18 protein-coding genes are annotated in these 20,777 nt (G+C 67.1%); 4 read left to right on the top strand and 14 right to left on the bottom strand.

What is annotated here, in order from left to right:
• The 3 genes from MLG_RS10610 to MLG_RS10600 form a co-directional block, all read right to left on the bottom strand.
• Nucleotides 1–423 (bottom strand): Na+/H+ antiporter subunit B, encoded by a 423-nt coding sequence (locus tag MLG_RS10610; RefSeq protein ID WP_011629827.1) that lies wholly within the window; start codon nt 421–423, stop codon nt 1–3.
• A gap of 1 nt (nt 424) precedes the next feature.
• Nucleotides 425–2,737 (bottom strand): putative monovalent cation/H+ antiporter subunit A, encoded by a 2,313-nt coding sequence (locus MLG_RS10605; RefSeq protein ID WP_011629826.1) that lies wholly within the window; start codon nt 2,735–2,737, stop codon nt 425–427.
• Nucleotides 2,738–3,044: 307 nt separating this feature from the next.
• On the bottom strand, nt 3,045–4,094 hold the full coding sequence (locus MLG_RS10600; RefSeq protein WP_011629825.1) for a class I fructose-bisphosphate aldolase: 1,050 nt from the start codon (nt 4,092–4,094) through the stop codon (nt 3,045–3,047).
• 167 nt (nt 4,095–4,261) lie between these two features.
• On the opposite strand from MLG_RS10600, the gene MLG_RS10595 reads away from it, so the two are divergent.
• On the top strand, nt 4,262–5,791 hold the full coding sequence (locus MLG_RS10595) for a DUF1631 family protein (protein ID WP_041718032.1): 1,530 nt from the start codon (nt 4,262–4,264) through the stop codon (nt 5,789–5,791).
• Between the two features lie 10 nt (nt 5,792–5,801).
• Here MLG_RS10595 and MLG_RS14900 read toward each other — a convergent pair whose 3' ends face one another.
• Nucleotides 5,802–6,266, bottom strand: coding sequence for a DUF721 domain-containing protein (locus MLG_RS14900; protein ID WP_011629823.1), 465 nt, complete (start codon nt 6,264–6,266; stop codon nt 5,802–5,804).
• Between the two features lie 111 nt (nt 6,267–6,377).
• On the opposite strand from MLG_RS14900, the gene secA reads away from it, so the two are divergent.
• The 3 genes from secA to MLG_RS10575 are packed head-to-tail and all read left to right on the top strand — an operon-like array spanning nt 6,378 to nt 11,278.
• Nucleotides 6,378–9,107, top strand: coding sequence for a preprotein translocase subunit SecA (secA, locus tag MLG_RS10585; protein WP_011629822.1), 2,730 nt, complete (start codon nt 6,378–6,380; stop codon nt 9,105–9,107).
• Between the two features lie 10 nt (nt 9,108–9,117).
• Nucleotides 9,118–10,314: a bifunctional glutamate N-acetyltransferase/amino-acid acetyltransferase ArgJ gene (argJ, locus tag MLG_RS10580; protein ID WP_011629821.1), complete on the top strand. Its 1,197-nt coding sequence runs from the start codon at nt 9,118–9,120 to the stop codon at nt 10,312–10,314.
• Nucleotides 10,315–10,318: 4 nt separating this feature from the next.
• Nucleotides 10,319–11,278: a Nudix family hydrolase gene (locus tag MLG_RS10575; RefSeq protein WP_011629820.1), complete on the top strand. Its 960-nt coding sequence runs from the start codon at nt 10,319–10,321 to the stop codon at nt 11,276–11,278.
• 33 nt (nt 11,279–11,311) lie between these two features.
• Here MLG_RS10575 and zapD read toward each other — a convergent pair whose 3' ends face one another.
• The 10 genes from zapD to MLG_RS10525 all read right to left on the bottom strand — a co-directional run bounded on the left by zapD (nt 11,312) and on the right by MLG_RS10525 (nt 20,776).
• The gene (gene zapD, locus MLG_RS10570) at nt 11,312–12,169 is read right to left on the bottom strand and encodes a cell division protein ZapD (protein ID WP_011629819.1); all 858 of its coding nucleotides are present in this window, start codon (nt 12,167–12,169) and stop codon (nt 11,312–11,314) included.
• Nucleotides 12,156–12,806, bottom strand: coding sequence for a dephospho-CoA kinase (coaE, locus tag MLG_RS10565; protein ID WP_011629818.1), 651 nt, complete (start codon nt 12,804–12,806; stop codon nt 12,156–12,158). The genes zapD and coaE overlap by 14 nt, the downstream gene beginning before the upstream one ends.
• Nucleotides 12,806–13,687 carry a prepilin peptidase gene (locus tag MLG_RS10560; protein ID WP_011629817.1) on the bottom strand — a complete coding sequence of 294 codons (882 nt, stop codon included), beginning with the start codon at nt 13,685–13,687 and terminating at the stop codon, nt 12,806–12,808. The genes coaE and MLG_RS10560 overlap by 1 nt, the downstream gene beginning before the upstream one ends.
• A gap of 1 nt (nt 13,688) precedes the next feature.
• Nucleotides 13,689–14,942 carry a type II secretion system F family protein gene (locus MLG_RS10555; protein ID WP_011629816.1) on the bottom strand — a complete coding sequence of 418 codons (1,254 nt, stop codon included), beginning with the start codon at nt 14,940–14,942 and terminating at the stop codon, nt 13,689–13,691.
• Between the two features lie 24 nt (nt 14,943–14,966).
• Entirely contained in the window at nt 14,967–16,703 is a 1,737-nt protein-coding gene (gene pilB / locus MLG_RS10550; protein WP_011629815.1) for a type IV-A pilus assembly ATPase PilB, read from the bottom strand.
• A 148-nt stretch (nt 16,704–16,851) separates the two neighbouring features.
• On the bottom strand, nt 16,852–17,532 hold the full coding sequence (locus MLG_RS10545; protein ID WP_011629814.1) for a rhomboid family intramembrane serine protease: 681 nt from the start codon (nt 17,530–17,532) through the stop codon (nt 16,852–16,854).
• Nucleotides 17,529–18,677, bottom strand: a complete 1,149-nt coding sequence (locus MLG_RS10540) for a GGDEF domain-containing protein (protein WP_011629813.1) — start codon at nt 18,675–18,677, stop codon at nt 17,529–17,531. The genes MLG_RS10545 and MLG_RS10540 overlap by 4 nt, the downstream gene beginning before the upstream one ends.
• A gap of 78 nt (nt 18,678–18,755) precedes the next feature.
• The gene (locus tag MLG_RS10535; protein ID WP_011629812.1) at nt 18,756–19,511 is read right to left on the bottom strand and encodes an OmpA/MotB family protein; all 756 of its coding nucleotides are present in this window, start codon (nt 19,509–19,511) and stop codon (nt 18,756–18,758) included.
• Nucleotides 19,501–20,334 carry a motility protein A gene (locus MLG_RS10530; RefSeq protein WP_011629811.1) on the bottom strand — a complete coding sequence of 278 codons (834 nt, stop codon included), beginning with the start codon at nt 20,332–20,334 and terminating at the stop codon, nt 19,501–19,503. The genes MLG_RS10535 and MLG_RS10530 overlap by 11 nt, the downstream gene beginning before the upstream one ends.
• Nucleotides 20,335–20,347: 13 nt before the next feature.
• Nucleotides 20,348–20,776 (bottom strand): CBS domain-containing protein, encoded by a 429-nt coding sequence (locus MLG_RS10525; protein ID WP_011629810.1) that lies wholly within the window; start codon nt 20,774–20,776, stop codon nt 20,348–20,350.
• Between the last annotated feature and the right edge of the window lies 1 nt (nt 20,777).

Here is a 20,777-nt window from a genome sequence, read left to right as displayed (position 1 = left end):
TCAGTCCTCCGCTTCTGCCAGTGCGATGACGATGGCCAGTACCGAGCCGAGCACCGTCAGATAAACCCCAATGTCGAACAGCAGCGGGGTGTTGAGCTTGATCTCACCGATCATCGGCACCGGCACGTCCCACCACAGGGCGGTGAATAGCGGGAGCCCCATGAACAGTGGCGGCACCGCGGCCAGGGTGCCGATGAACAGCCCCCAGCCGAACAGATCCTGGGGTGAGACCCGCAGCAACTGCTTGGTGGCCGGGATGCCGAAGGCGAACAGGTAGAGCGCAAATGCCCCGGCGGCCACCAGGCCGGCGATGAACCCGCCGCCGGGTTCGTCGTGGCCGCGCAGCAGCAGGAAGATCGAAAACAGTAACTGCAGGGGCAGCAGGAAGCGCGCGGCCGTCTGCAGAATCAGTGAATGACCCATATCAGCACTCCCTCTCGTCCTTGACGCGATCCTCGGCCTTGAACTTGATCATGGCGTAGACGCCGATGGCGGCCAGCCCCAGCACGAAGATCTCGCCCAGGGTATCCAGCGCCCGGTAGTCCACCAGGATCACGTTGACGATGTTGCGCCCGTAGGCCTCCGGCACGCTGCGCTCGATCAGCCACTCGGAGATCGGCGGATGGAACTGGTGCTCCACGGTGGCCAGAATCAGCAGCGTGATCAGCCCGCCCAGCGAGAGGGCTACGGCGGCATCACGCAGGCGCGCCCCCGGCGAGGAGAAGTTGATGAACCCGGGCAGACGGAACAGCACCAGGATCAGCAGGATGACGGTGAGCGTCTCCACCAGGATCTGGGTGATGCCCAAGTCCGGCGCGCTGAACAGGATGAAGATCAGCGCGATGGCGAAGCCGAAGACACCCGCGGAGGCCACCGCGCCCAGCCGGGAGTGGGTAAGACAGGCGAACAGGGCCGAGGCGACCAGCAAGCCCGCCACGGCATACTCGTGGAGCCGGATCTCACCGAAGGCCACCATGCTCACGTCATAGCGGCTGAACAGCGCATAGCCCACCAGGCCCACGGTGGTAAGCACGATGGTGAGGATGTAGTTGCGCAGGTAGCCGTTCTGCAGCACCCGGGTCTGCCAGTCGGCGGTCCAGACCAGCCCGTCCATGACCTTGAAGTAGCCGGCCTCCGGGCCGCGGTCGTAGAGCCAGTCCAGTTTGCCCATGGCCCCGCGCACCCGGTCCCAATTAAGGAACAACAGGGCACCGAGGAGCAGGCTGGCCAGGCTCATCAACAATGGGGCATTGATCCCGTGCCAGAGGGACAGGTAGAACTCCACCGGCTCGCCGTACACGGCCAGCACCGTCGCCTGGACCAGCAGGGTATCGGGGATGAAGACCAGCACCCCGAAAAAGAGCGAGAGCGATGCCAGCACGATGGGGCCGAGCAGCATGGGCAGCGGCGCCTCGTGTGGCTTCTTTGGCGTCTCCTTGAGCCGCCCCCAGAACGGCCGGATGGCGACGATGGCGGCCACCGCGATCACCAGCACCGCCGAGGCGATGGCCAGCACCGACAGGAACAAGGCCAGGCCGCCGGCCTCCAGCACCGATTCAAACATCAGCTCCTTGGCGACGAAACCGAACAGCGGTGGGATGCCCGCCAGCGACAGGGCGGCGATGGCCGCAAAGGTGGCGGTGACTGGCATCTTTCGCCGCAGCCCGCCCAGCTTGGTCACGTCCTTGGTGCCGGCCTCGTGGTCCACGGCGCCGGCGACCATGAAGAGCGCGCCCTTGTACAAGCTGTGCGCCATCAGGAAGCAGGCGAAGGCGATCATGGCCGTCTCGGTGCCGATGCCCACCAGCATGGTCAGCGTGCCCAAGGCCATGACCGTGGAATAGGCCAGCACCCGCTTGATGCCGGTGGAACGCACCGCCAGATAGGCGCCGGTGAACATGGTCAGCGCACCGACGATGGGCAGGATGGTCATCCACAGCTCGGTGCCGCCGAGACTCGGGTTGAGGCGGGCCATCAGGTAGACGCCCGCCTTCACCATGGTGGCCGAGTGCAGGTAGGCCGACACCGGAGTGGGCGCGGCCATGGCGTTGGGCAGCCAGAAGTGGAAGGGCACCTGGGCCGACTTGGTAAAGCAGCCCGCCAGCACCAGGATGAGGATCGGCAGATAGAGGTGGCTGTCGCGGAGCACGTCACCGCTGTTGAGGATCTCGTGCAGCGAGAAGCTGCCCGCCACCCCGGCCATCAGGATCAGCCCGGCCAGCAGTGCCAGCCCACCGCCCACGGTGACGAGCAGACCCTGCAGGGCGCACTTGCGGGCCTCCTTGTCCTCGTGGTTATGGCCGATCAGCATGTAGGAGGTAATGCTGGTCAGCTCCCAGAACACGAACAGGGTGATCAGGTTGTCCGAGAGCACCAGCCCCAGCATGGCGGCCATGAAGGCGAGGATCAGCACATAGAAGCGCGGCAGGTATTCGTCGCCCTTCAGGTAGGCGCTGGCGTAGAGCACGATGAAGGTGCCGATCAGGCTGATCAGCAGGGCGAACAGCAACGACAGCCCGTCCACCAGGAAGGAGAGGTTGATCTCCAGCCCCGGCACCCAATCGTAGTGAATGACCACGGCCTCCCCGGCCATCACCTGCGGCAGGAAGGTGGCGAAATACACGGTCAACGCGGCCGGCAGCAAGGCCAGCACCCAACCGGCACGGTCCTGCAGCGATTGATACAGCCAGGGCGCGGCGATGGCCACCAGAAACCCCGAGAGTACGGCTAGCAGCATGGCGGATGGTTACCCCGTCGCAGGCCCACCGTTCCGGCCCTCTTCCCGGCCGGGCCCCGCCTGTAGGGCGAGGTGGGCAATGATTTGTTCGAGTTGTCCCGTCGGCACAAAAGAGGCGTGCCGGCAACGGCCTCGCAAGATAACGGAGGGGGCCGTTAAAGGCAAGCGCTTCTGTCTGCGCTAACTGTTTGAACTGTTGGGCAAAAACGCCTTAAAACAGAGCGCGACACTTATTATATATAGGGCCACCGGTGGGGCCGCCGGATGGCACCGCCCCGGTGCGCCGGGGCGGTGCCTGCCAGCGGGGTCAGGCCACCGTGATGGCGTCGTCCAGGTAAACGTCCTGGATGGCGTGCAGCAGCTCCACCCCCTTGTCCGTCGGCTTTTGGAAGGCCTTGCGTCCGGAGATCAGCCCCATGCCGCCGGCGCGTTTGTTGATCACGGCGGTGCGCACGGCCTGCTGCAGGTCGTTCTCACCGGAGGCACCGCCGGAGTTGATCAGCCCGGCGCGGCCCATGTAACAGCAGGCCACCTGATAGCGGGTAAGGTCGATGGGGTGGTCACTGGTCAGTTCATCGTAGACCTTGGGGTGGGTCTTGCCGAAACCCAGTGCCTTGAAACCGCCGTTATTCTCCGGCTGCTTCTGTTTCACAATGTCGGCGTTGATGGTGGCCGCCAGGTGGTTGGCCTGGCCGGTGAGGTCGGCGGAGACGTGGTAGTCGGTGCCGTCCTTTTTGAAGTCGTTGTTGCGCAGGTAGGCCCAGAGGATGGTGCACAGCCCCAGTTCGTGGGCGCGGGCGAAGGCCTCGCTGATCTCCTGGATCTGGCGTCGGCACTCGGGGCTGCCGTAGTAGATGGTGGCGCCCACCGCCACCGCCCCCATGTCGAAGGCCTGTTCCACCTGGGCGAAGAGCGTCTGGTCGTGGATGTTGGGGTAGGTCAGCAGCTCGTTGTGATTGAGCTTGACGATGAACGGGATGCGGTGGGCGTAGCGGCGGGCCACCGACGAGAGCACCCCCAGGGTGGAGGCCACGCCGTTGCAGCCGCCCTCGATGCCCAGCTGCACGATCCTTTCCGGATCGAACATGGCCGGGTTGGGCGCGAACGAGGCCCCTGCCGAGTGCTCCACGCCCTGGTCCACCGGCAGCAGCGAGAGGTACCCGGTCCCGGCCAGCCGGCCGGTGTTGAACAGCGCCTGCAGGTTGCGCAGCACAGCGGGTTTACGGTCCTTCTGGGCGACCACCCGGTCGATGTAGTCGCCGCCCGGCAGTTGCAGTTGCTCGCGGCGAATCCCCTCGCAGCGATGGTTCAACAGGGTTTCCGCTTCATTGCCGAGTATGGCCTCAATATCCGTCATGGGTCTCCTCCTGACTTGTTCGCGCTTGCACGGCCCCGCCCCTTGCGGACAATATTGACGGCAGGGAGCGCCCCCGCCGGTTCGGGTGCGCCAAACGGCAAAGTATATCGGCTTTGCCCGGTATGGGCATCAGCATAGACACCCAGCGGGCCAATTGCGGAGGTCAAGTGGCGGACAGGGGCGGTAAGGTGGTTTACCTGCGACGGGAGGCCTCCAACGTCGGCCAGCCGATGCCGGAGCGGGTGGCGGACGTATCCCGGCTGGCCGAGGAGCGCCTGCTTACGCTCATTCGCCGGGTGTTCGATGAGGCCGATGACACCCTGTTCGACTGCGCGCGTCCGGTGGTGGCCGAGGGCGGGCGCGACCACTACCTGCGGGCGATGCGGGAGCTGCGCTTGCGGCGCCATGAGCTGGAGGAGGTGTTCCGCGCCGGGCTGGAGGCCCGCTTCACCGCACTGCCCAGTCCGATGGGGCCGCCCGTGGCCGGTGACAGCCCGTCCCCGGATGCCACCGACCTGGATGCCCGTGAGCTGGCCCTGGCGGTGGACGCCCTGGCCGCCAAGGCCCGCCGCCGTTTCAGTCCGCAACTGGTGGCGGTGACCCGGCTGTTGGGCCGGGAATACCCCGGGGGTGAGGTCCGCGAGGAGGATAATCCGCTGGATCCCGGCCGGGTGGCGCAGTGTTTTGCCCGGGCCATCGACGTGCTGCGCGTGGGGCTGGAGCCCCGACTGGTGCTGCTCAAGCTCTTTGATCGCCACCTGATGCGGGGGTTGGGGGCGATCTACGCCGAGGTGGAGACCGCCATGACCGGCCGCGCGCCGGTGGTGCCGGCCCGTGGCCCGTCGGGGTTGGATCATGCCGGTGGTGGCAGTGATCCGGCCGACCCGGGGACACAGGGGGCCGCCGGTCTGTCATCCGGGGCCGATCGGGACGCCGAGCGGGCGATGCGCCAGCAGGCGGAAGAGAACCGCAGCCAGGTCGAAGCGGCGCGGGAGCGGGTGCGCCGGGAGGTCGGCCGCTGTCTTGAGGGCCGGAACCCGCCGCGGCTGGTGCGGGAACTGCTCGAGGACACCTGGTCCCGGGTGCTGTTCATTACCTGCCTCAAGGAGGGCGTGGACAGTGAGACCTGGGTCCGCCAGTGCGCCCTGATGGAGCGCCTGCTCTGGAGCGTGGAGCCCCATGACGACCCGGTGGTGCAGCAGCAACTGGTGGTGGAGATACCGTTGCTCCTGCACGAGCTGGCCGAGGGGCTCTCCTGGGTGCTTTACAATCCCTTTGAGATGCACAAACTGCTGCGCGCCCTGGAGGCCGAGCACCTGCGCTGCCTGCAGGCGGCCGATCCGGCCCTGGACGAGTCGGTTTGGCCGGCGGAGGCCGAGGCCGTGGGGGCGGATCCGCGTGATCTGGAGGCCAACCGTCAACGGCTGCGCCAGGTGCCGGTGGGGACCTGGTTCGAGTTCCTCCGCGATCACGGGCGTCGGCTGCAGGGCCGGCTCGCGGAGCGGCGCGACGACGGGCGGGCGATGGTGTTCGCCAACCGGGCCGGGTTCAAGGTGTTGGAGACCGGCGTGGACGATCTGGCCCAGGGCCTGGCCGACTCCTCCGTGCTGATTCTCGACGACAACCGCCTGTTCAATACCGCCTTGGCGGATGTGGTCCGGCGCCTGAAAGAGCGCCATGCCGGGCAGCGGGACTAGCGTTCCACTGTCAGTCCAGTGGGTCGTCCGGTTTGCCCTCCGCGTGCCGGGCCAGCCGCAGTAGCGCCCGGCGCAGGGGCTCCGGTGCCTGTTCCGCGCTCTGGCGGATGCTCTTGATGGCCTCCGGCCCCGGCGGTTGTCGGGGGGGCTGGCGGCGGCGTGCCCGCTCCCGGGCCGGGCGGACTTGCACCTCCAGCCGCCGCGGGCGAAGCCCCCCGATGCGTTCCGCCGCGTCCAGCAGGGGCGTCTCCAGGTAGCGCAGCCGGGTGGCCCAGAGGCTGTCCTCGGTGACCAGCAGCAGGCGTTCGGCATCCAGTGCGGCCAGTTTCCAGGGCCCGTGGAGCTCCGGCGGCATCTCGGCGTTCAGCCGCCGCGCCAGTCGGGCGAAGTGGCCGAGCTGGCGCAGGGTGCGCTGCTCCACCGGCAGGTTGTTCAGCCAGTGATTCAGGGGCTTGGGTCTGCCGGGCTGACTCATCGGGTCTCTCCGCGGTTGCCGCCGGGGTCATGCGACCCCCAGCCATATGATATATAGTAGGTCGCTTCCCGAACCATCGATGAAACCCGAGCAGTCCCCCTGGGAGAGTTCATGTTCAGCGCCATTGCCAAGAAGGTCTTCGGCACCCGCAACGATCGCGCCGTGAAGCGCCTGGCCAAAGAGGTTGAGCGCATCAACGCGCTGGAACCCGAGATAGAGGCCCTCTCCGACGACCAGCTGCGTGCACGCACCGAGGCGTTCCGCGAGCAGGTGGAGCAGGGGCGCACACTGGACGACCTATTGCCCGAGGCCTTTGCCGTCGCCCGGGAGGCCTCCCGGCGGGTCCTGGGGATGCGCCATTTCGACGTGCAGCTCATCGGTGGCATGGTACTCCACCAGGGCAAGATCGCCGAGATGAAGACCGGTGAGGGCAAGACCCTGGTGGCCACCCTGGCGGTTTACCTGCATGCCCTGAGCGGCCGCGGGGTGCACGTGGTGACGGTCAACGACTACCTGGCCCGTCGCGATGCCGCCTGGATGGGGCGCATCTACGAGTTTCTGGGCCTCTCGGTGGGCGTGGTGGTCCCCGGCCAGAGCCGGGAGGAGAAGAAAGCCGCCTACGAGGCCGACATTACCTACGGCACCAACAACGAGTTCGGCTTCGACTACCTGCGTGACAACATGGCCTTCCGCCCCGAGGACCGGGTGCAGCGGGAGCTGGCCTACGCCATTGTCGACGAGGTGGACTCCATCCTCATCGACGAGGCGCGGACCCCACTGATCATCTCCGGGCCGGCGGAACAGAGCAGCGAGCTCTACCAGCAGATGACGCGTATCGTGCCCAGGCTCCAGCGCCAGGAGGAAGAGGACGGCCCCGGCGACTATTACCTGGACGAGAAGGCCCGCCAGGCCCATATCACCGAGGAGGGGCACGAGAACATCGAGCGCCTGCTCCAGGCCGAGGGGTTGCTGGAAGAGGGGGAGAGCCTGTACGACGCCCGTAACATCTCCCTGGTGCACCATCTGAACGCGGCCCTGCGTGCCCACACCCTGTTCCAGAAGGACGTCAACTACCTGGTGCAGGACAACAAGATCGTCATCGTCGACGAGTTTACCGGCCGCGCCATGCCCGGGCGGCGTTGGTCCGAGGGGCTGCACCAGGCGGTGGAGGCCAAGGAAGGGGTGCCCATCCAGTCCGAGAACCAGACGCTGGCCTCCATCACCTTCCAGAACTACTTCCGCATGTATGAGCTGCTCGCCGGCATGACCGGGACGGCGGACACCGAGGCGTTCGAGTTCCAGCACATCTACGGGCTGGAGGTGCTCTCCATCCCCACCCACAAGCCCATGATCCGCGACGACATGACGGATCTGGTCTACCGCACGGCGCGGGAGAAGTACGACGCCATCATTGAGGACATCCAGTGGTGCGCCCAGCATGATCGCCCGGTGCTGGTGGGTACTACCTCCATCGAGGCCTCGGAACTGCTCTCGAAGGCGCTGCGCAAGGCGAAGATCCCCCACAATGTGCTCAACGCCAAGAATCACGAGCAGGAGGCCGGGATCATCGCCAACGCCGGCCTGCCGGGGGCGGTGACCATTGCCACCAACATGGCCGGTCGCGGGACCGACATCGTGTTGGGCGGCAACCTGGAGGCGGAGTTGGCCGAGTTGGGGGAGGACGCCAGCGAGGAAAAGATCGAGCAGGTCAAACGCGACTGGCAGGCCCGTCACGACCGGGTGATCGAGGCCGGCGGCCTGCATGTGATCGGCACCGAGCGTCACGAATCCCGGCGGATCGACAACCAGCTGCGCGGCCGCGCCGGCCGGCAGGGCGACCCCGGCTCCTCCCGCTTCTACCTGTCGCTGGAGGACAGCCTGCTGCGCATCTTCGCCTCCGAGCGCATGTCCGGAATGATGCAGCGCCTGGGCATGGAGGAGGGTGAGGCCATCGAGAGCCCCATGGTCTCGCGGGTCATTGAGAATGCCCAGCGCAAGGTGGAGGCGTACAACTTTGATGTTCGCAAACACCTGCTGGACTTCGACGATGTCGCCAACGACCAGCGCCGGGTGATCTACCAGCAGCGCCGGGAGTTGCTGGAGGCCGACGACGTCTCCGAGACCGTCGATGCCATGCGCAACGACGTCATCGACAGCGTCATCTCCGAGTTCATCCCGCCCGGCTCCATCGACGAGCAGTGGGACGTGGCCGGCCTGGAGGAGACCCTGGAGTCCGACTTTGGACTCAAACTGCCGCTGCGCCAGTGGTTGGACGAGGACGACTCCCTGCACGAGGAGACCCTGCGCGAGCGCATCCACCACGAGGTGGAGGCCCATTACCGCGGCAAGGAGGAACTGGCCGGGGCCGAGGTCCTGCGCCAGTTCGAGAAGGCGGTGATGCTTCAGGTGCTGGACAAGACCTGGAAGGACCACCTGGCCGCCATGGACTACCTGCGCCAGGGCATCCACCTGCGGGGCTACGCCCAGCGTAACCCCAAGCAGGAGTTCAAGCGCGAGGCCTTTGCCATGTTCCAGGAGATGCTGGAGGGGCTGAAGCGCGAGGTGGTCGGACTGCTCTGCCGGGTCCGGGTCCGTGCCGAGGAGGACGTGGAGGCGGTGGAGGAGCAACGCCGCCGCCAGGGCGATATGCAGTATCGCCACGCCCAGGCCAACAGCCTGTCCGGGCAGGGCGCCGGCGGCGAGGGGGCCGCGGGCGGGACGGCGCGGGGGCCGGTTCAGCAGGCGGATCAACTGCCCTTCGGGCGCAAGGTCGGCCGCAATGAGCCCTGCCCCTGCGGCTCCGGCAAGAAGTATAAGCAGTGCTGCGGCAAGCTGAGCTGAGGAGGGTGGCATGAGCGAACCGCAGCCGCTTCCCGTGCCCGGTGTACGGCTCGGCACGGCCCAGGCGGGTATCAAGCGGGTCGGGCAACGGGACTTGGTGGTCATGGAACTGGCCGCCGGCAGCCGCTGCGCCGCGGTCTTTACCCGCAACCGCTTCTGCGCCGCACCGGTGCACGTGGCGCGCGAGCACCTGGCCGCCGGTAGCCCCCGCTGGCTGCTGATCAATACCGGCAACGCCAACGCCGGCACCGGCGAGGCCGGGATGCGCGACGCCCGCGCCTGCTGCCAGGCCCTGGCCCAGCAGGTGGGCGTGGCGCCCGAGGCGGTCCTGCCCTTCTCCACCGGTGTCATCGGTGAGCCGTTGCCGGTGGACCGCATCGTCGCCGGGCTGCCGGACGCGGTGGCGGCCCTGAGTGAGGCGGGCTGGCAGGAGGCCGGTTGGGGCATTCTCACCACCGACACCCGGCCCAAGCTGGCCTCAGCCACGGTCCAGCTGGCGGGCGGGGCGGTGACGCTGACCGGCATGGCCAAGGGCTCGGGCATGATCCGGCCCAACATGGCCACCATGCTGGCCTTCGTGGCCACCGACGCCGACATCCCGCAGGCCACCCTGCAAGGGTTGCTGGGCGAGGCGGTCGCCCAATCCTTCAACCGGGTGACGGTGGACGGCGACACCTCCACCAACGATGCCTGTACGCTGGTGGCCACCGGCCACTCCGGTGTGGCGCTTGCCGGCGAGGGGGACCGTGAGCGGTTGGCCTCCGCCCTGACCGACCTCTGCGTCACCCTGGCACGGGCGATCGCCCGCGACGGCGAGGGCGCCACCCGGCTGATCAATGTCGTCGTGGAGGGCGCGCAGGCGGTCGCCGAGGCCGAGCGGGTGGCCTTCACCGTGGCCGAGTCGCCCCTGGTGAAGACGGCCCTGTTCGCCGCCGACCCCAACTGGGGGCGCATCCTGGCCGCGGTGGGCAGGGCGGGCATCGATGATCTGGACGTCGCCGGCGTGACCATCGACCTGGACGATTACCGGATCGCCGAACAGGGGGGACGGGCCGCCGGGTACGATGAGGCCGAGGCCTCCCGCCGCATCCAGGGCTCGGAGGTGACCATCCGCATCGGCCTGGGGCGGGGCGCGGCCGCCGCCACCGTCTGGACCTGCGATTTCTCCTACGACTACGTGCGCATCAACGCGGAGTACCGTACCTGAGCCCATGGCGCGTCTGCACGTGGCCGTGGGTGTCATCCTCGACGACCGGCAGCGGGTACTGGTGGCGCGCCGGGCCGCCCACCGCCACCAGGGCGGGCGGTGGGAGTTTCCCGGCGGCAAGGTGGAGCCGGGCGAGACGGTGGTGCAGGCGCTCTGCCGCGAACTCGAGGAGGAGTTGGCGATCAGCCCCACCCGCACCTCGCCGATGATGCGCATCGAACACGACTACCCGGACCGCCGCGTCAGCCTGGATGTGCACCGGGTGAGCGCCTGGCGGGGCGAGCCACGCGGGCTCGAGGGCCAGCCGCTGGCCTGGCTGAGGGCCACGGAGTTGGCCCGCCGGCCTTTTCCGCAGGCCAATCTCCCCATCATCCGACGGCTGGCCCTGCCGCCCTTTCTGATCATCACCGAGCCGCTGGCCCCCGGTGACCTGGCGGGCCTGGCGCGCCGGCTCCAGTCGCTGGCCGTGCCGGCTCGCGGGGCCTGGCTGCAGCTGCGTCTGCCGGACTGGGATGATCGGGCCTATGGCCGGGCGCTGGCGTTGGCCATCAGGACCCTGGGGCCCCGGGGGGTGGACGTGACCGCGAACCGCTCACCCGCGGTGGCACGCCGCGCCGGTGGTCACGCCCTGCACCTGAACGCCCGCGCGCTGATGGCCTGCGAGGCGCGTCCCGAGGGCTTTGTGCGGGTGGGGGCCTCCTGCCACAGCCCTGAGGAACTGGCCCGGGCCGAGGCCCTGGGGCTGGACTATGCGCTGCTCTCTCCGGTCGCCGCCACGGCCTCGCACCCCCGGCAGGTGCCGTTGGGCTGGGAGCGATTCCGGGACTGGCTGGGCCGGGTGGACCTGCCGGTCTACGCCTTGGGTGGCTTGGGGCCGGAGGCGCTGGAGTTGGCCTGGGCCCATGGGGCGCACGGGGTGGCGGGGATCCGCGGCTTCTGGCCGCCGCGCGGATCGCCGCCATAGAGCGCGCCGATGGCGGAGGCGCCGCCGGCCGCCTCAGATCGCGCAGGTGTAGAGGCTGAAGGGGATGGCTGCGCGGGTCTGCTCCGGCCGCTCCCGGGTATCCGGCTGGGCCATGAAGCGGATGGTGACAAAATACCGGCTGCCGCTGATCTCGGGGAAGACCGCCAGCTCCGGATCCAACCCCACGCGGATGAGCTGGAAGTTGTTGTTGCGGGGGAGTTTGATCTGGGTGGCGCCCCCCTCGGCCTGGCGCCGGCGTGGGCTTGCACTGGCGCGCAGCAATTGCAGGATCAGCGTCGTGGCGGTGCCCACGTCGCGGAAGGCATTGAACCAGCGCTCCAGGGTCTCGCGGCGTTTTGCGGCCGGTTGCTCCAGCCACATCTGGTAGGCGGGGACGTCGAAGCCGCAGGTGGCGGCGCCTAGGCCGCAGCGCTGGGAGATGCTGGCGATGAGCTCATCGTCCCGCATCGGTTGGCCGAGGGGCGTGCGGTCGCCGCGCAGGCGGTCGATGATGGCCTGGCAGTCGTCGGTGTAGCGTTGTAACTGGGCCTCATCCACCCCGGGCCGGTCCCGCAACGCTTGCATGGCGCCGGCCAGGCGCTCCAGCTCCTTGATCATGTCAGAGCGCACATCACTGCGTGACAACACCCCGAGCACGTCCACCAGCGCCTCGATGCCGATGCGGCTGTGCAGTTCGCTGTCCCCGGCGATGCCCTGGCGGGCGGTTTGGAACAGGTGCTCCAGGCGCAGCAGGGTGCGGATGCGTTCGTTCAGGGGCTGCTCGTAGACGATCTGGCGGGTGATCTCGCTCTCGGGGACGCTTGCGGGCATATCCGTCTCACTCGATAGCAGGCCGGTGGCCAGTAACAGGTCATTGTCACTCCACATCATGGGCGGCTCCAAGTCCGGTTACGAGTTTCAGCCAGAGACGGTAGTGGCAAGCGACCTGGTCCGTCAGGTCGGAGGGGGGACCGGCGTTGTCGATGACGTCCGTGGCGTGGGCCAATCGCTCCCCCCGGCTTGCCTGGGTGACCAGCATACGCTCGGCGTCCTCCTGAGTCATGCCGTCACGAACTTTCAAGCGTTTAATCTGACAGGTCTCAGGCACATCTACAACCAGTATCCGGTCAAGGTATTTGCTGGCACCGGTCTCAACCAGCAGGGGGATGGCCACCAGTGCCAGCGGTGCGCGGATCGCCGCCAGCCGCGCCTCCATGCGCTGGAAGATCAATGGATGGAGCAGCCCATTGAGACGCTCCCGCTCACCGGGCTGCGACAATATGCGCCGGCGCAGGGCGGTACGGTCCAGGGCCCCCTGGGCATTGACAATCCCGCGGCCAAAGGCCCGAGTCAATCGCGCCAGCCCCGGACTGCCCGGCCGGACCACCTCCCGGGCGATCAGGTCGGTGTCCACCACCGGCAGTCCGCGGGCGGCGAACAGGCCGGTGACGGTGGACTTGCCACTGGCAATCCCGCCGGTCACGCCAATGACCAGGTCGGGGCCCGGGGGGGTGGTGGGGCGGCCCATCAGGCCAACCCCGAGGCCCGGAAATACCAGTGCACCAGGGCCTCTCCCCAGAGCAGGGTGATGAAGCCGGCGGCGGCGATGTAGGGCCCGAAGGGGATGGGCACCTCGCGGCCCCGGCCCTTGAGCGCTATCAGGGCGATGCCCACTGCAGCACCGACCAGGGACGAGAGCAGAATGATCAACGGCAGGGCCTGCCAGCCCAGCCAGGCGCCGAGGGCGGCGAGCAGTTTGAAGTCGCCGTAGCCCATACCCTCCTTACCGGTGAGCAGGCGGAAGGCATGGAATACCCCCCACAGCACCAGATAGCCCAGGGCCGCGCCCCAGACGGCGTCCGTGAGTTCGGCGAACAGACCGGTGCTGTTCACCAGCAGCCCGGCCCAGAGCAGCGGCAGGGTGAGGCTGTCGGGCAGCAATTGGTGATCGAGGTCGATCCCGGAAAGGGCCACCAGCGTCCAGGTGAGCAGCAGTGCGGCCGCGGTCTCCGGGGTCCAGCCCAGTTGCAGCACCACCAGCGCGGAGAGCAGGCCGGTGGTCAGTTCCACCAGCGGGTAGCGGCCGCTGATCCGGGTGCCACAGGCTCGGCAGCGGCCGCGCAGCAGCAACCAGCTCACCACCGGGATGTTCTCCAGCGCGGAGAGGGTGTGCCCGCACTGCGGGCAGTGGGAGCGGGGCGTGACCAGGTTGAAGGGGGTGGACTGCGCGTCCTCGTGCACCTCACCCCGGCTGGCCGCCACCTCGGATGCCCACGCCCGCTCCATCATGATCGGTAGGCGCAGTATGACCACATTGAGAAAGCTGCCGACCAGCAGCCCCAGCACCAGGGCCAGGGCCGCCGCAAGCGGGGCGTTGTCGGCCAGGAGGGCGTTGAGTTCGCCCACCATGTCAGATGGCGGCGCCCATCTGGAAGATGGGCAGATACATGGCGATGACCAGTCCGCCCACCAGGATGCCGAGGATCGCCATGATCATCGGCTCCAGCAGGCTGCTGAGGCTATCGATGGCGTTGTCCACCTCCTCCTCGTAGTAGTCGGCCACCTTGGCGAGCATGCTGTCCAACGAGCCGGACTCCTCGCCGATGGCCACCATTTGGATGGCCATATTGGGGAAGAGATTGGACAGTCGCATGGAGATCTGCAGCTGCTGGCCGGCGGCCACCTGCTCGCGAATCTGCAGCACCGCTGACTCGAACACATAGTTGCCGGTGGCACTGGCCACCGAGCGCAGCCCCTCCACCAGGGGCACCCCGGCGGCGAACATGGTGGCGAGGGTACGGGCGAAGCGGGCCACCGAGGCCTTGTAAAGGATGTTGCCGATGGCAGGGATCTTCAGCGAAAACCGGTCCACGCTGCGTGAGAAGGCCTTCGATCGTCGCTTGGCGGTGCTGAACCCCCAGCCCAGCCCGATGGCCGCGGCCAGCATGATGAACCAGTAGCTCTGCATGAAGTCCGACAGGTTGATCACCATCTGGGTGAACAACGGCAGGTCGGCACCGAAGCCGCGGAACAGCGACTCGAACTGCGGCACGACCCAGATCAGCAGGATGGCGGTGACCACGATGGCCACCACGATCACCGCCGTGGGGTAGAACAGGGCCTTCTTGATCTTGCCCTTGATCGACTCGGTCTTTTCCTTGTAGGTGGCGATCTTGTCCAGCAGGGTGTCCAACACCCCCGCGGACTCCCCGGCCGCCACCAGACTGACGAACAGGTCATCGAAATAGCGCGGGTGCTTCTGTAGGGCGGTGTGCAGGGCCGTGCCCGACTCCACATCGTTCTTGATCTCCGCCACGAGCTGGCGCATGCCGGCGTGCTCGTCCCCCTTGCCGACGATATCCAGGGCCTGAACCAGCGGCACGCCGGACTGCAGCATGGTGGCGAGCTGGCGGCTGAAATAGGCGATGTCCGCCGGCTTGATCTTCTTGTTGCCGCCGCTGAGCAGGTCCTCCAGCGCGGAGCGCTTGCGCACCTTGGAGGGGATGATGCCCTGGCGGCGCAGCTCGGCCTTCAGCGCCAGGGCATTCTCCGAGTGCATGCTGCCCTTGACCTTGGCGCCGCGCTTGTCGGTGCCCTCCCAGTTGAACACGGGTTGCTGCCTGGGCTTCTTGCGACTGGCTTTCTTTGCGGTGGCGACGGCCATATGCGGTTCCCGTAAAAGCGGTGATCAGTCCTTGGTGACCCGGTTGACTTCCTGCAGGCTGGTCATCCCCTGAATGACCTTGCGCAGACCGGAGCGGCGCAGGTCATCAATCCCCTCTCTGGCCGCCTGGTCGGCCAACTGCATGGCGTTGCCGCCCTCCATGATCAGGCGGCCCATGGCGTCGGAGACGGGCATCACCTGGTAGATACCCACCCGGCCCTTGTAGCCCTCGGTGCAGTGCTCGCAGCCCTGGGGTGCGTAGACCGTGACGCCGGCCTCCAGATCCGCTTCGGTGAACCCCTCCTCCAGCAGGGTCTCGCGGGGGACCTCCTCCGGCACCTTGCAGTGCTTGCAGAGCCGGCGGGCTAGCCGTTGGGCGATGATCAGGGTCACCGAGGAGGCGATGTTGTAGGCGGGCACACCCATGTTGGCCAGGCGGGTCAGGGTTTGCGGGGCGTCATTGGTGTGCAGGGTGGAGAGCACCAGGTGCCCGGTCTGGGCCGCCTTGATGGCGATCTCGGCAGTTTCCAGATCACGGATCTCACCCACCATGATGACGTCCGGATCCTGGCGCAGGAAGGCGCGCAGGGTATTGGCAAAGGTGAGCCCGGCCTTGGGGTTGATGTTGACCTGGTTGACCCCGGGCATGTTGATCTCGGAGGGGTCCTCGGCGGTGGAGATGTTCCGGTCCGGGGTGTTGAGGATGTGGAGGCCGGTGTACAGCGACACCGTCTTGCCCGAGCCGGTGGGGCCGGTGACCAGGATCATCCCGTAGGGCTTGCTCAGTGCCTCCAGGTAGCGCTGTTTCTGCTCCGGCTCGTAGCCCAGGGAGTCGATCCCCATCTGGGCACTGCTGGGGTCGAGGATACGCAGCACCACCTTTTCGCCGAAAAGCGTGGGGCAGGTACTGACCCGGAAGTCGATGGCCCGGTTGCGGGAGATGTTCATCTTGATACGCCCATCCTGGGGTACGCGCTTTTCCGCGATGTCCATGCGCGACATCACCTTCAGGCGCGCGGCCAGGCGTCCACCCAGGTTCACCGGCGGTTTGGAGACCTCGTAGAGGATGCCGTCCTGGCGGAAACGGACCCGGTACTCCTTTTCGAAGGGTTCGAAGTGGATGTCCGAGGCGCCCTTGCGGATGGCGTCGAGCAGGAGCTTGTTGACGAATCGTACCACCGGGGCGTCGTCCTTCTCGCCCTCGCCGGCGATGCCGACCTCCCGCTCTTCCCGGGGCTCATCGCCGCCAACCGAGAGGTGCTCCAGGTCCTCGTCCAGGTCCAGTTCCTTGAGCGCGGCATCGCCCCCGGCCGCCGCATCCAGCGCCCGCTCCATCACCTGGGTGAGCTTGTCCGGCTCCACCAGGATGGCCTCGGTGGTCAGCCCCGTGTGGAACTTGATCTCGTCCAGGGCATCGAGGTTGGTGGGGTCGACCACGCCCAGGAACAACCGCTTGCCACGGCGGAACAGGGGCAGCGCCTGGTGCGTCCGGATCAGCTTCTCCGAAACCAGCTTGACGGCATTGATGTCGGGCTCGACGGCAGCCAGGTCCAGTGCCGGGATGCCGAACTCGATGGCAGCCTGCTGGATGACCTCATGGCCCGGCAGCACCTTGGCCTCGACCAGATGGCTGATCAGTGGGCGCCGCTGTTTCACGGCCTGCTCGGTGTGCTTTCGGGCCGTCGCTTCATCAAGCAGGCCCTCGCGGACCAGGCGTCCCGCCAGACCGCTCAGCCTGACGCTGGGATTCGCAGTGACCATATAAGGGGGATCCTGTCTGCCATGGCAACCTGCGGAAAGCCTATCACAGCGGCTAGTCAGATAGATGGCCCACCCGGGCGCCGGAGGGCATTATGTGCATTATTACCAATATAAACTAGTTCCCCTCTTGGAGATAGCAGTGCGCGGCCTACCACCAGAAGACCTGCCGGCGCGGCTTGATGGGCAGGCGCCCCCGCCAGTACTGGATCAACAGCAGCCCCACCACCATGCCACCCAGGTGGGCGAAATGGGCGATACCGGCATCGGTGCGGGTGATGCCGGCAAACAGCTCAAAGGCCCCGTAGGCCATGACAAAGTACTTGGCCTTGATCGGGATCGGCAGGAAGATCAGCATCAGACGCTGGTTGGGGAACATCATGCCGAAGGCGAGCAGGATACCAAAAACCCCGCCTGAGGCCCCGACGGTAGGGTAGATGGCGCCGTCGGCGGCCATCTGGGTGGCCACCACCAGTTGCACGAGACCGGCTCCGACCACGCAGACGAGAAAATAGATCGCGAACAGCCGGGATCCCCAGGCGTTCTCCACCTGCACCCCCAGCATCCACATGGCGAACAGGTTGACCACCAGGTGAAACAGGCCCCCGTGGAGAAAGCCGTAGGTCAGCAGCTGCCAGACCTGGAACTCCGGCACCTGGGTGAGCATACCCCTGAAGGGCATGGTGTCGGGGGTGCCCAGGGGCCAGAGCGCGAAGTGGGTGATCAGTGTCGGCCCCATGAAGCCCTGGAGCAGAAACACCAACCCGTTGACGGTCAGCAGGAAGGTGATGACCGGCGGAAACAGCATAAAACGGGGGTGCGGGGTGCTCATGCGCTGGCGGGGACCTCCGCTTCGACGACTCGGTTTCTGCCATAGGCCTTGGCGTTGTACAAGGCCTCATCCACTCGGTTGAACAGGGAGTCCAGGGTCTCATCCCGGTGCAGGGTGGCAACCCCGATACTGGTAGTAAAGCCGAGCGACGGGCCCTCGGCCAGGGTCAGCCGCTCGTTCTCGCAGGCCTGCCGGACCCGCTCGGCCACCACCCGGGCCTGCTCCGAGGTGGTCTCGGGGAGGGCGGCGAGGAACTCCTCGCCGCCCCAGCGTCCGAAGTGATCGGTGGTACGCAGGTTCTGTTGGACCACGTTGGCGAACACCTGCAGTACCCGGTCGCCGACCAGATGGCCGTGGTGATCGTTGATCCGCTTGAACCGGTCCAGATCGAAGAGCAACACCGTGAGCGGGCGTCCGGTGCGCAGGAAGCGGGCGCGCTCGCGTTCGATCTGCTCGGTCAGGGCGCGCCGGTTGAACAGCCCGGTGAGCGGATCGCGGGTGGCCTGTCGGTAGAGCCGCAGCAGCATCAACAGCTGGCCGGCGACCGACCAGGCGGCCACCAGTGCCACCAGTACTAGCAGCCAGAGCCCGCCGAGGCTCTGCAGGTCCAGGGTGCGGCCGACCGCGATCTCGAGCAGGGTGTAGACGAGCAGTACCGGCAGCAGGTAGCCGAGCGCCTCGCGCAGGGTGAGCGGGAAGACGGTGAGCATGGCCACCGTCAGCACCGGAAAGAAGGAGTAGCCCAGGATCAGCCCGGGGGCGACATCGCCGTTCAGGAGCAGGCGGGCCGCGCCGTAGAGCAGCAGCGGGATGGTGATCAGCAGCCCCAGTCGGAGCCGGGCCTGCGGCAGCGTGAGCTGCTCGCGGCCACACCAGAAGAACAACCCCAACAGCACGGCGGTGCAGGCCACCCGCAGCAACGCCATTAGCGTGAACTCGCCGATCGGCATAAAGGCGTAATCCACCGGGATCCAGGCCGGGATCAGCAGGGCCAGCACCAGGGCGAGGGGCCGGATGCGGGTGTTGATGTAGCCGGCCCGGGAGCCGGAGAAATCCTGCGAGTGACCGCGGGTATCCAACAGGTCGGGGAGGCTGAGCCGCTCGAGCCATCGGTGGAGCGCCTGCATTGCGGGCGGTGTGGTCATTCTGAATAATAGCCTGTTGTTGTGTATGGGTATGGCCCGCCGAGTATGCCCGCAATGGAGCGCGCGCTCAAAGGTGGCCTACTCCGCCGGCGTCTGCAGCACCAACTCCACCCGACGGTTTTGGGCACGCCCCTCGGCGGTGGCATTGCCGGCAATGGGGCGGGTGTCGGCGAGGCCGGTGGCCTGGAGGCGGGTGGAGGCGATCCCCTCCGCCTCGAGAAAGCGCAGGACCCGCGTGGCGCGACCGGTGGACAGTTCCCAGTTGGAGGGGAAGCGCTCCGTGGCGATGGGGACATTGTCGGTGTGGCCCTCCACAGTGATCCGATGGTCGCTGACCTCCAGTACCGGGATGAGCTGCCCGAGGACCTGCAGCCCCTGGTCCGTGAGTTCGGCCTCGCCGGAGGGGAACAGGATCTCGTCGCTGATCCGGAAGCTGATGCTGCCCGCCTCCACCAGGACGTCGATATCGTCGCCCAGTGCATCCAGCTCGTCTGCCATGGCCTGGTCTACGGGGTCTTCCTCCGTGGCCGGGTCGGCGACGGGTGCCGGGGATTCCGGCAAGGCGTAGAGTGGACCGAACTCGCCCTCCAGCACACTGGGTACGCCGGCCTGCCCGGCAAACAGGCCGGGTTCCTGCTCCGGGACCCCGGCGTGATCCTCCGTGAAGGCCAGCATGACCACGAACATCACCAGCAGCAGGGTCATCACATCCAGGTAGACCAACAGCCAGCTCTCACCCTCCGTGTCCTCGGCCGGTTCCACGTGCCACTGGGCGAATCGGCCCCGGCGGAATGCGCCCGTTCCGCCCGCTGCTGCGGACTGCTCAGCGTCCACTGTTGGGTCCTGCCGGTGCCTGGGCCCCGTTCTCGGCATCCAGCCGGATGCTGGGGTCGCGGATTTCGTCCTTATAGTGCGCCATGAAGGAGTTGAGCGTCTCGCGCATCAGTGTCGGGTTGCGTTTCTGACACATCATGGAGATGCCCTGCAGCACCATATTCATCAGCACCACCCGCTGCTCGGTCCGGCGCTCCAGCTTCACCGCGATCGGTTTGAACACCATGTTGGCGAGCAGGATGCCGTAGAAGGTGGTCAGTAGCGCCACGGCCATGTGCTGGCCGATCAGGGCGATGTCCCCCTGGTCGAGGATGAACATCATGTTGATCAGCCCCACCAGGGTGCCGATCATGCCGAAGGCCGGGGCGAAGCTGGCCATCACCCGGAACAGCTGGGCCTCGGCCCGCTCGCGGGCACGCAGGCGGGAGATGCGCCATTGCAGCAGATCGAGGATGTCCTCCTCCGGCGTGAGGTCGATCAGCAACTGCACACCGGTGCGCAGGAAGGGGTTGGAGACCTTGTCCAGGGCCGCCTCCACGGCGCGGATATCGCCCCGCAGCCAGAGCCGGGAGATCTGGATCAGCTCCTCCATGTCGTCCCGGGTGTACAGGCGCTCGTTGCGCAGCACGATGCCGAACAGGCCGAAGACCCGTAGCACCTCTTTCAGCGGGTAGCTGAGAAAGGTGGCGGCGAAGGTGCCGCCGAGGACGATGGCCAGCCCCGGCAGATTGATGAAGGCGGCCGGCTCCTCGGCCGCGAAGAACAACACAGTGACCAGCATGCCCAGCCCGCCGAGCATGCCGATCGTGGTGGATGGATTCATTCGCTCTCCAGAGTCAGCCGGCGCGGGTGGCGTCCTCCAGGGCCCGCAGGATGTCCTCGCGGGCGATGACACCGACCACCCGGCCGTCGTCCACCACCGGGAAGCTCTTGGTGCGCATCTCCACCATGCGTTGGAGGACACGGGTGAGCGGCATATCGGGCTGGGTGGTGACCGGTTCCCGGGTCATGTAGTCGGCCACCTTGCGCGCCATGATGGCCTCGTAGGGGGGGATCATGGCCGTCGGCTGGAAGGTGAAGGCCTTGAGCAGGTCGAATTTGGTGGCTACCCCGAGCAAGGTCTGCTGCTCATCGGTGACCGGGACACCATTGAAATCGTGGCGTGCGAACAGCGCTTCCAACTCCCGCAGCGCGGTGTCCGGGCTGATGGTGCGGGGGGCGGGGGTCATGTAATCCTTGACCTGGTAGTTGACGAACTCGTACATG

It is taken from the genome of Alkalilimnicola ehrlichii MLHE-1, assembly GCF_000014785.1.
Lineage (GTDB): Bacteria > Pseudomonadota > Gammaproteobacteria > Nitrococcales > Halorhodospiraceae > Alkalilimnicola > Alkalilimnicola ehrlichii.
Note: the sequence above shows the minus strand (reverse complement) of the source record. Positions and strands in the feature narration are given on the sequence as shown.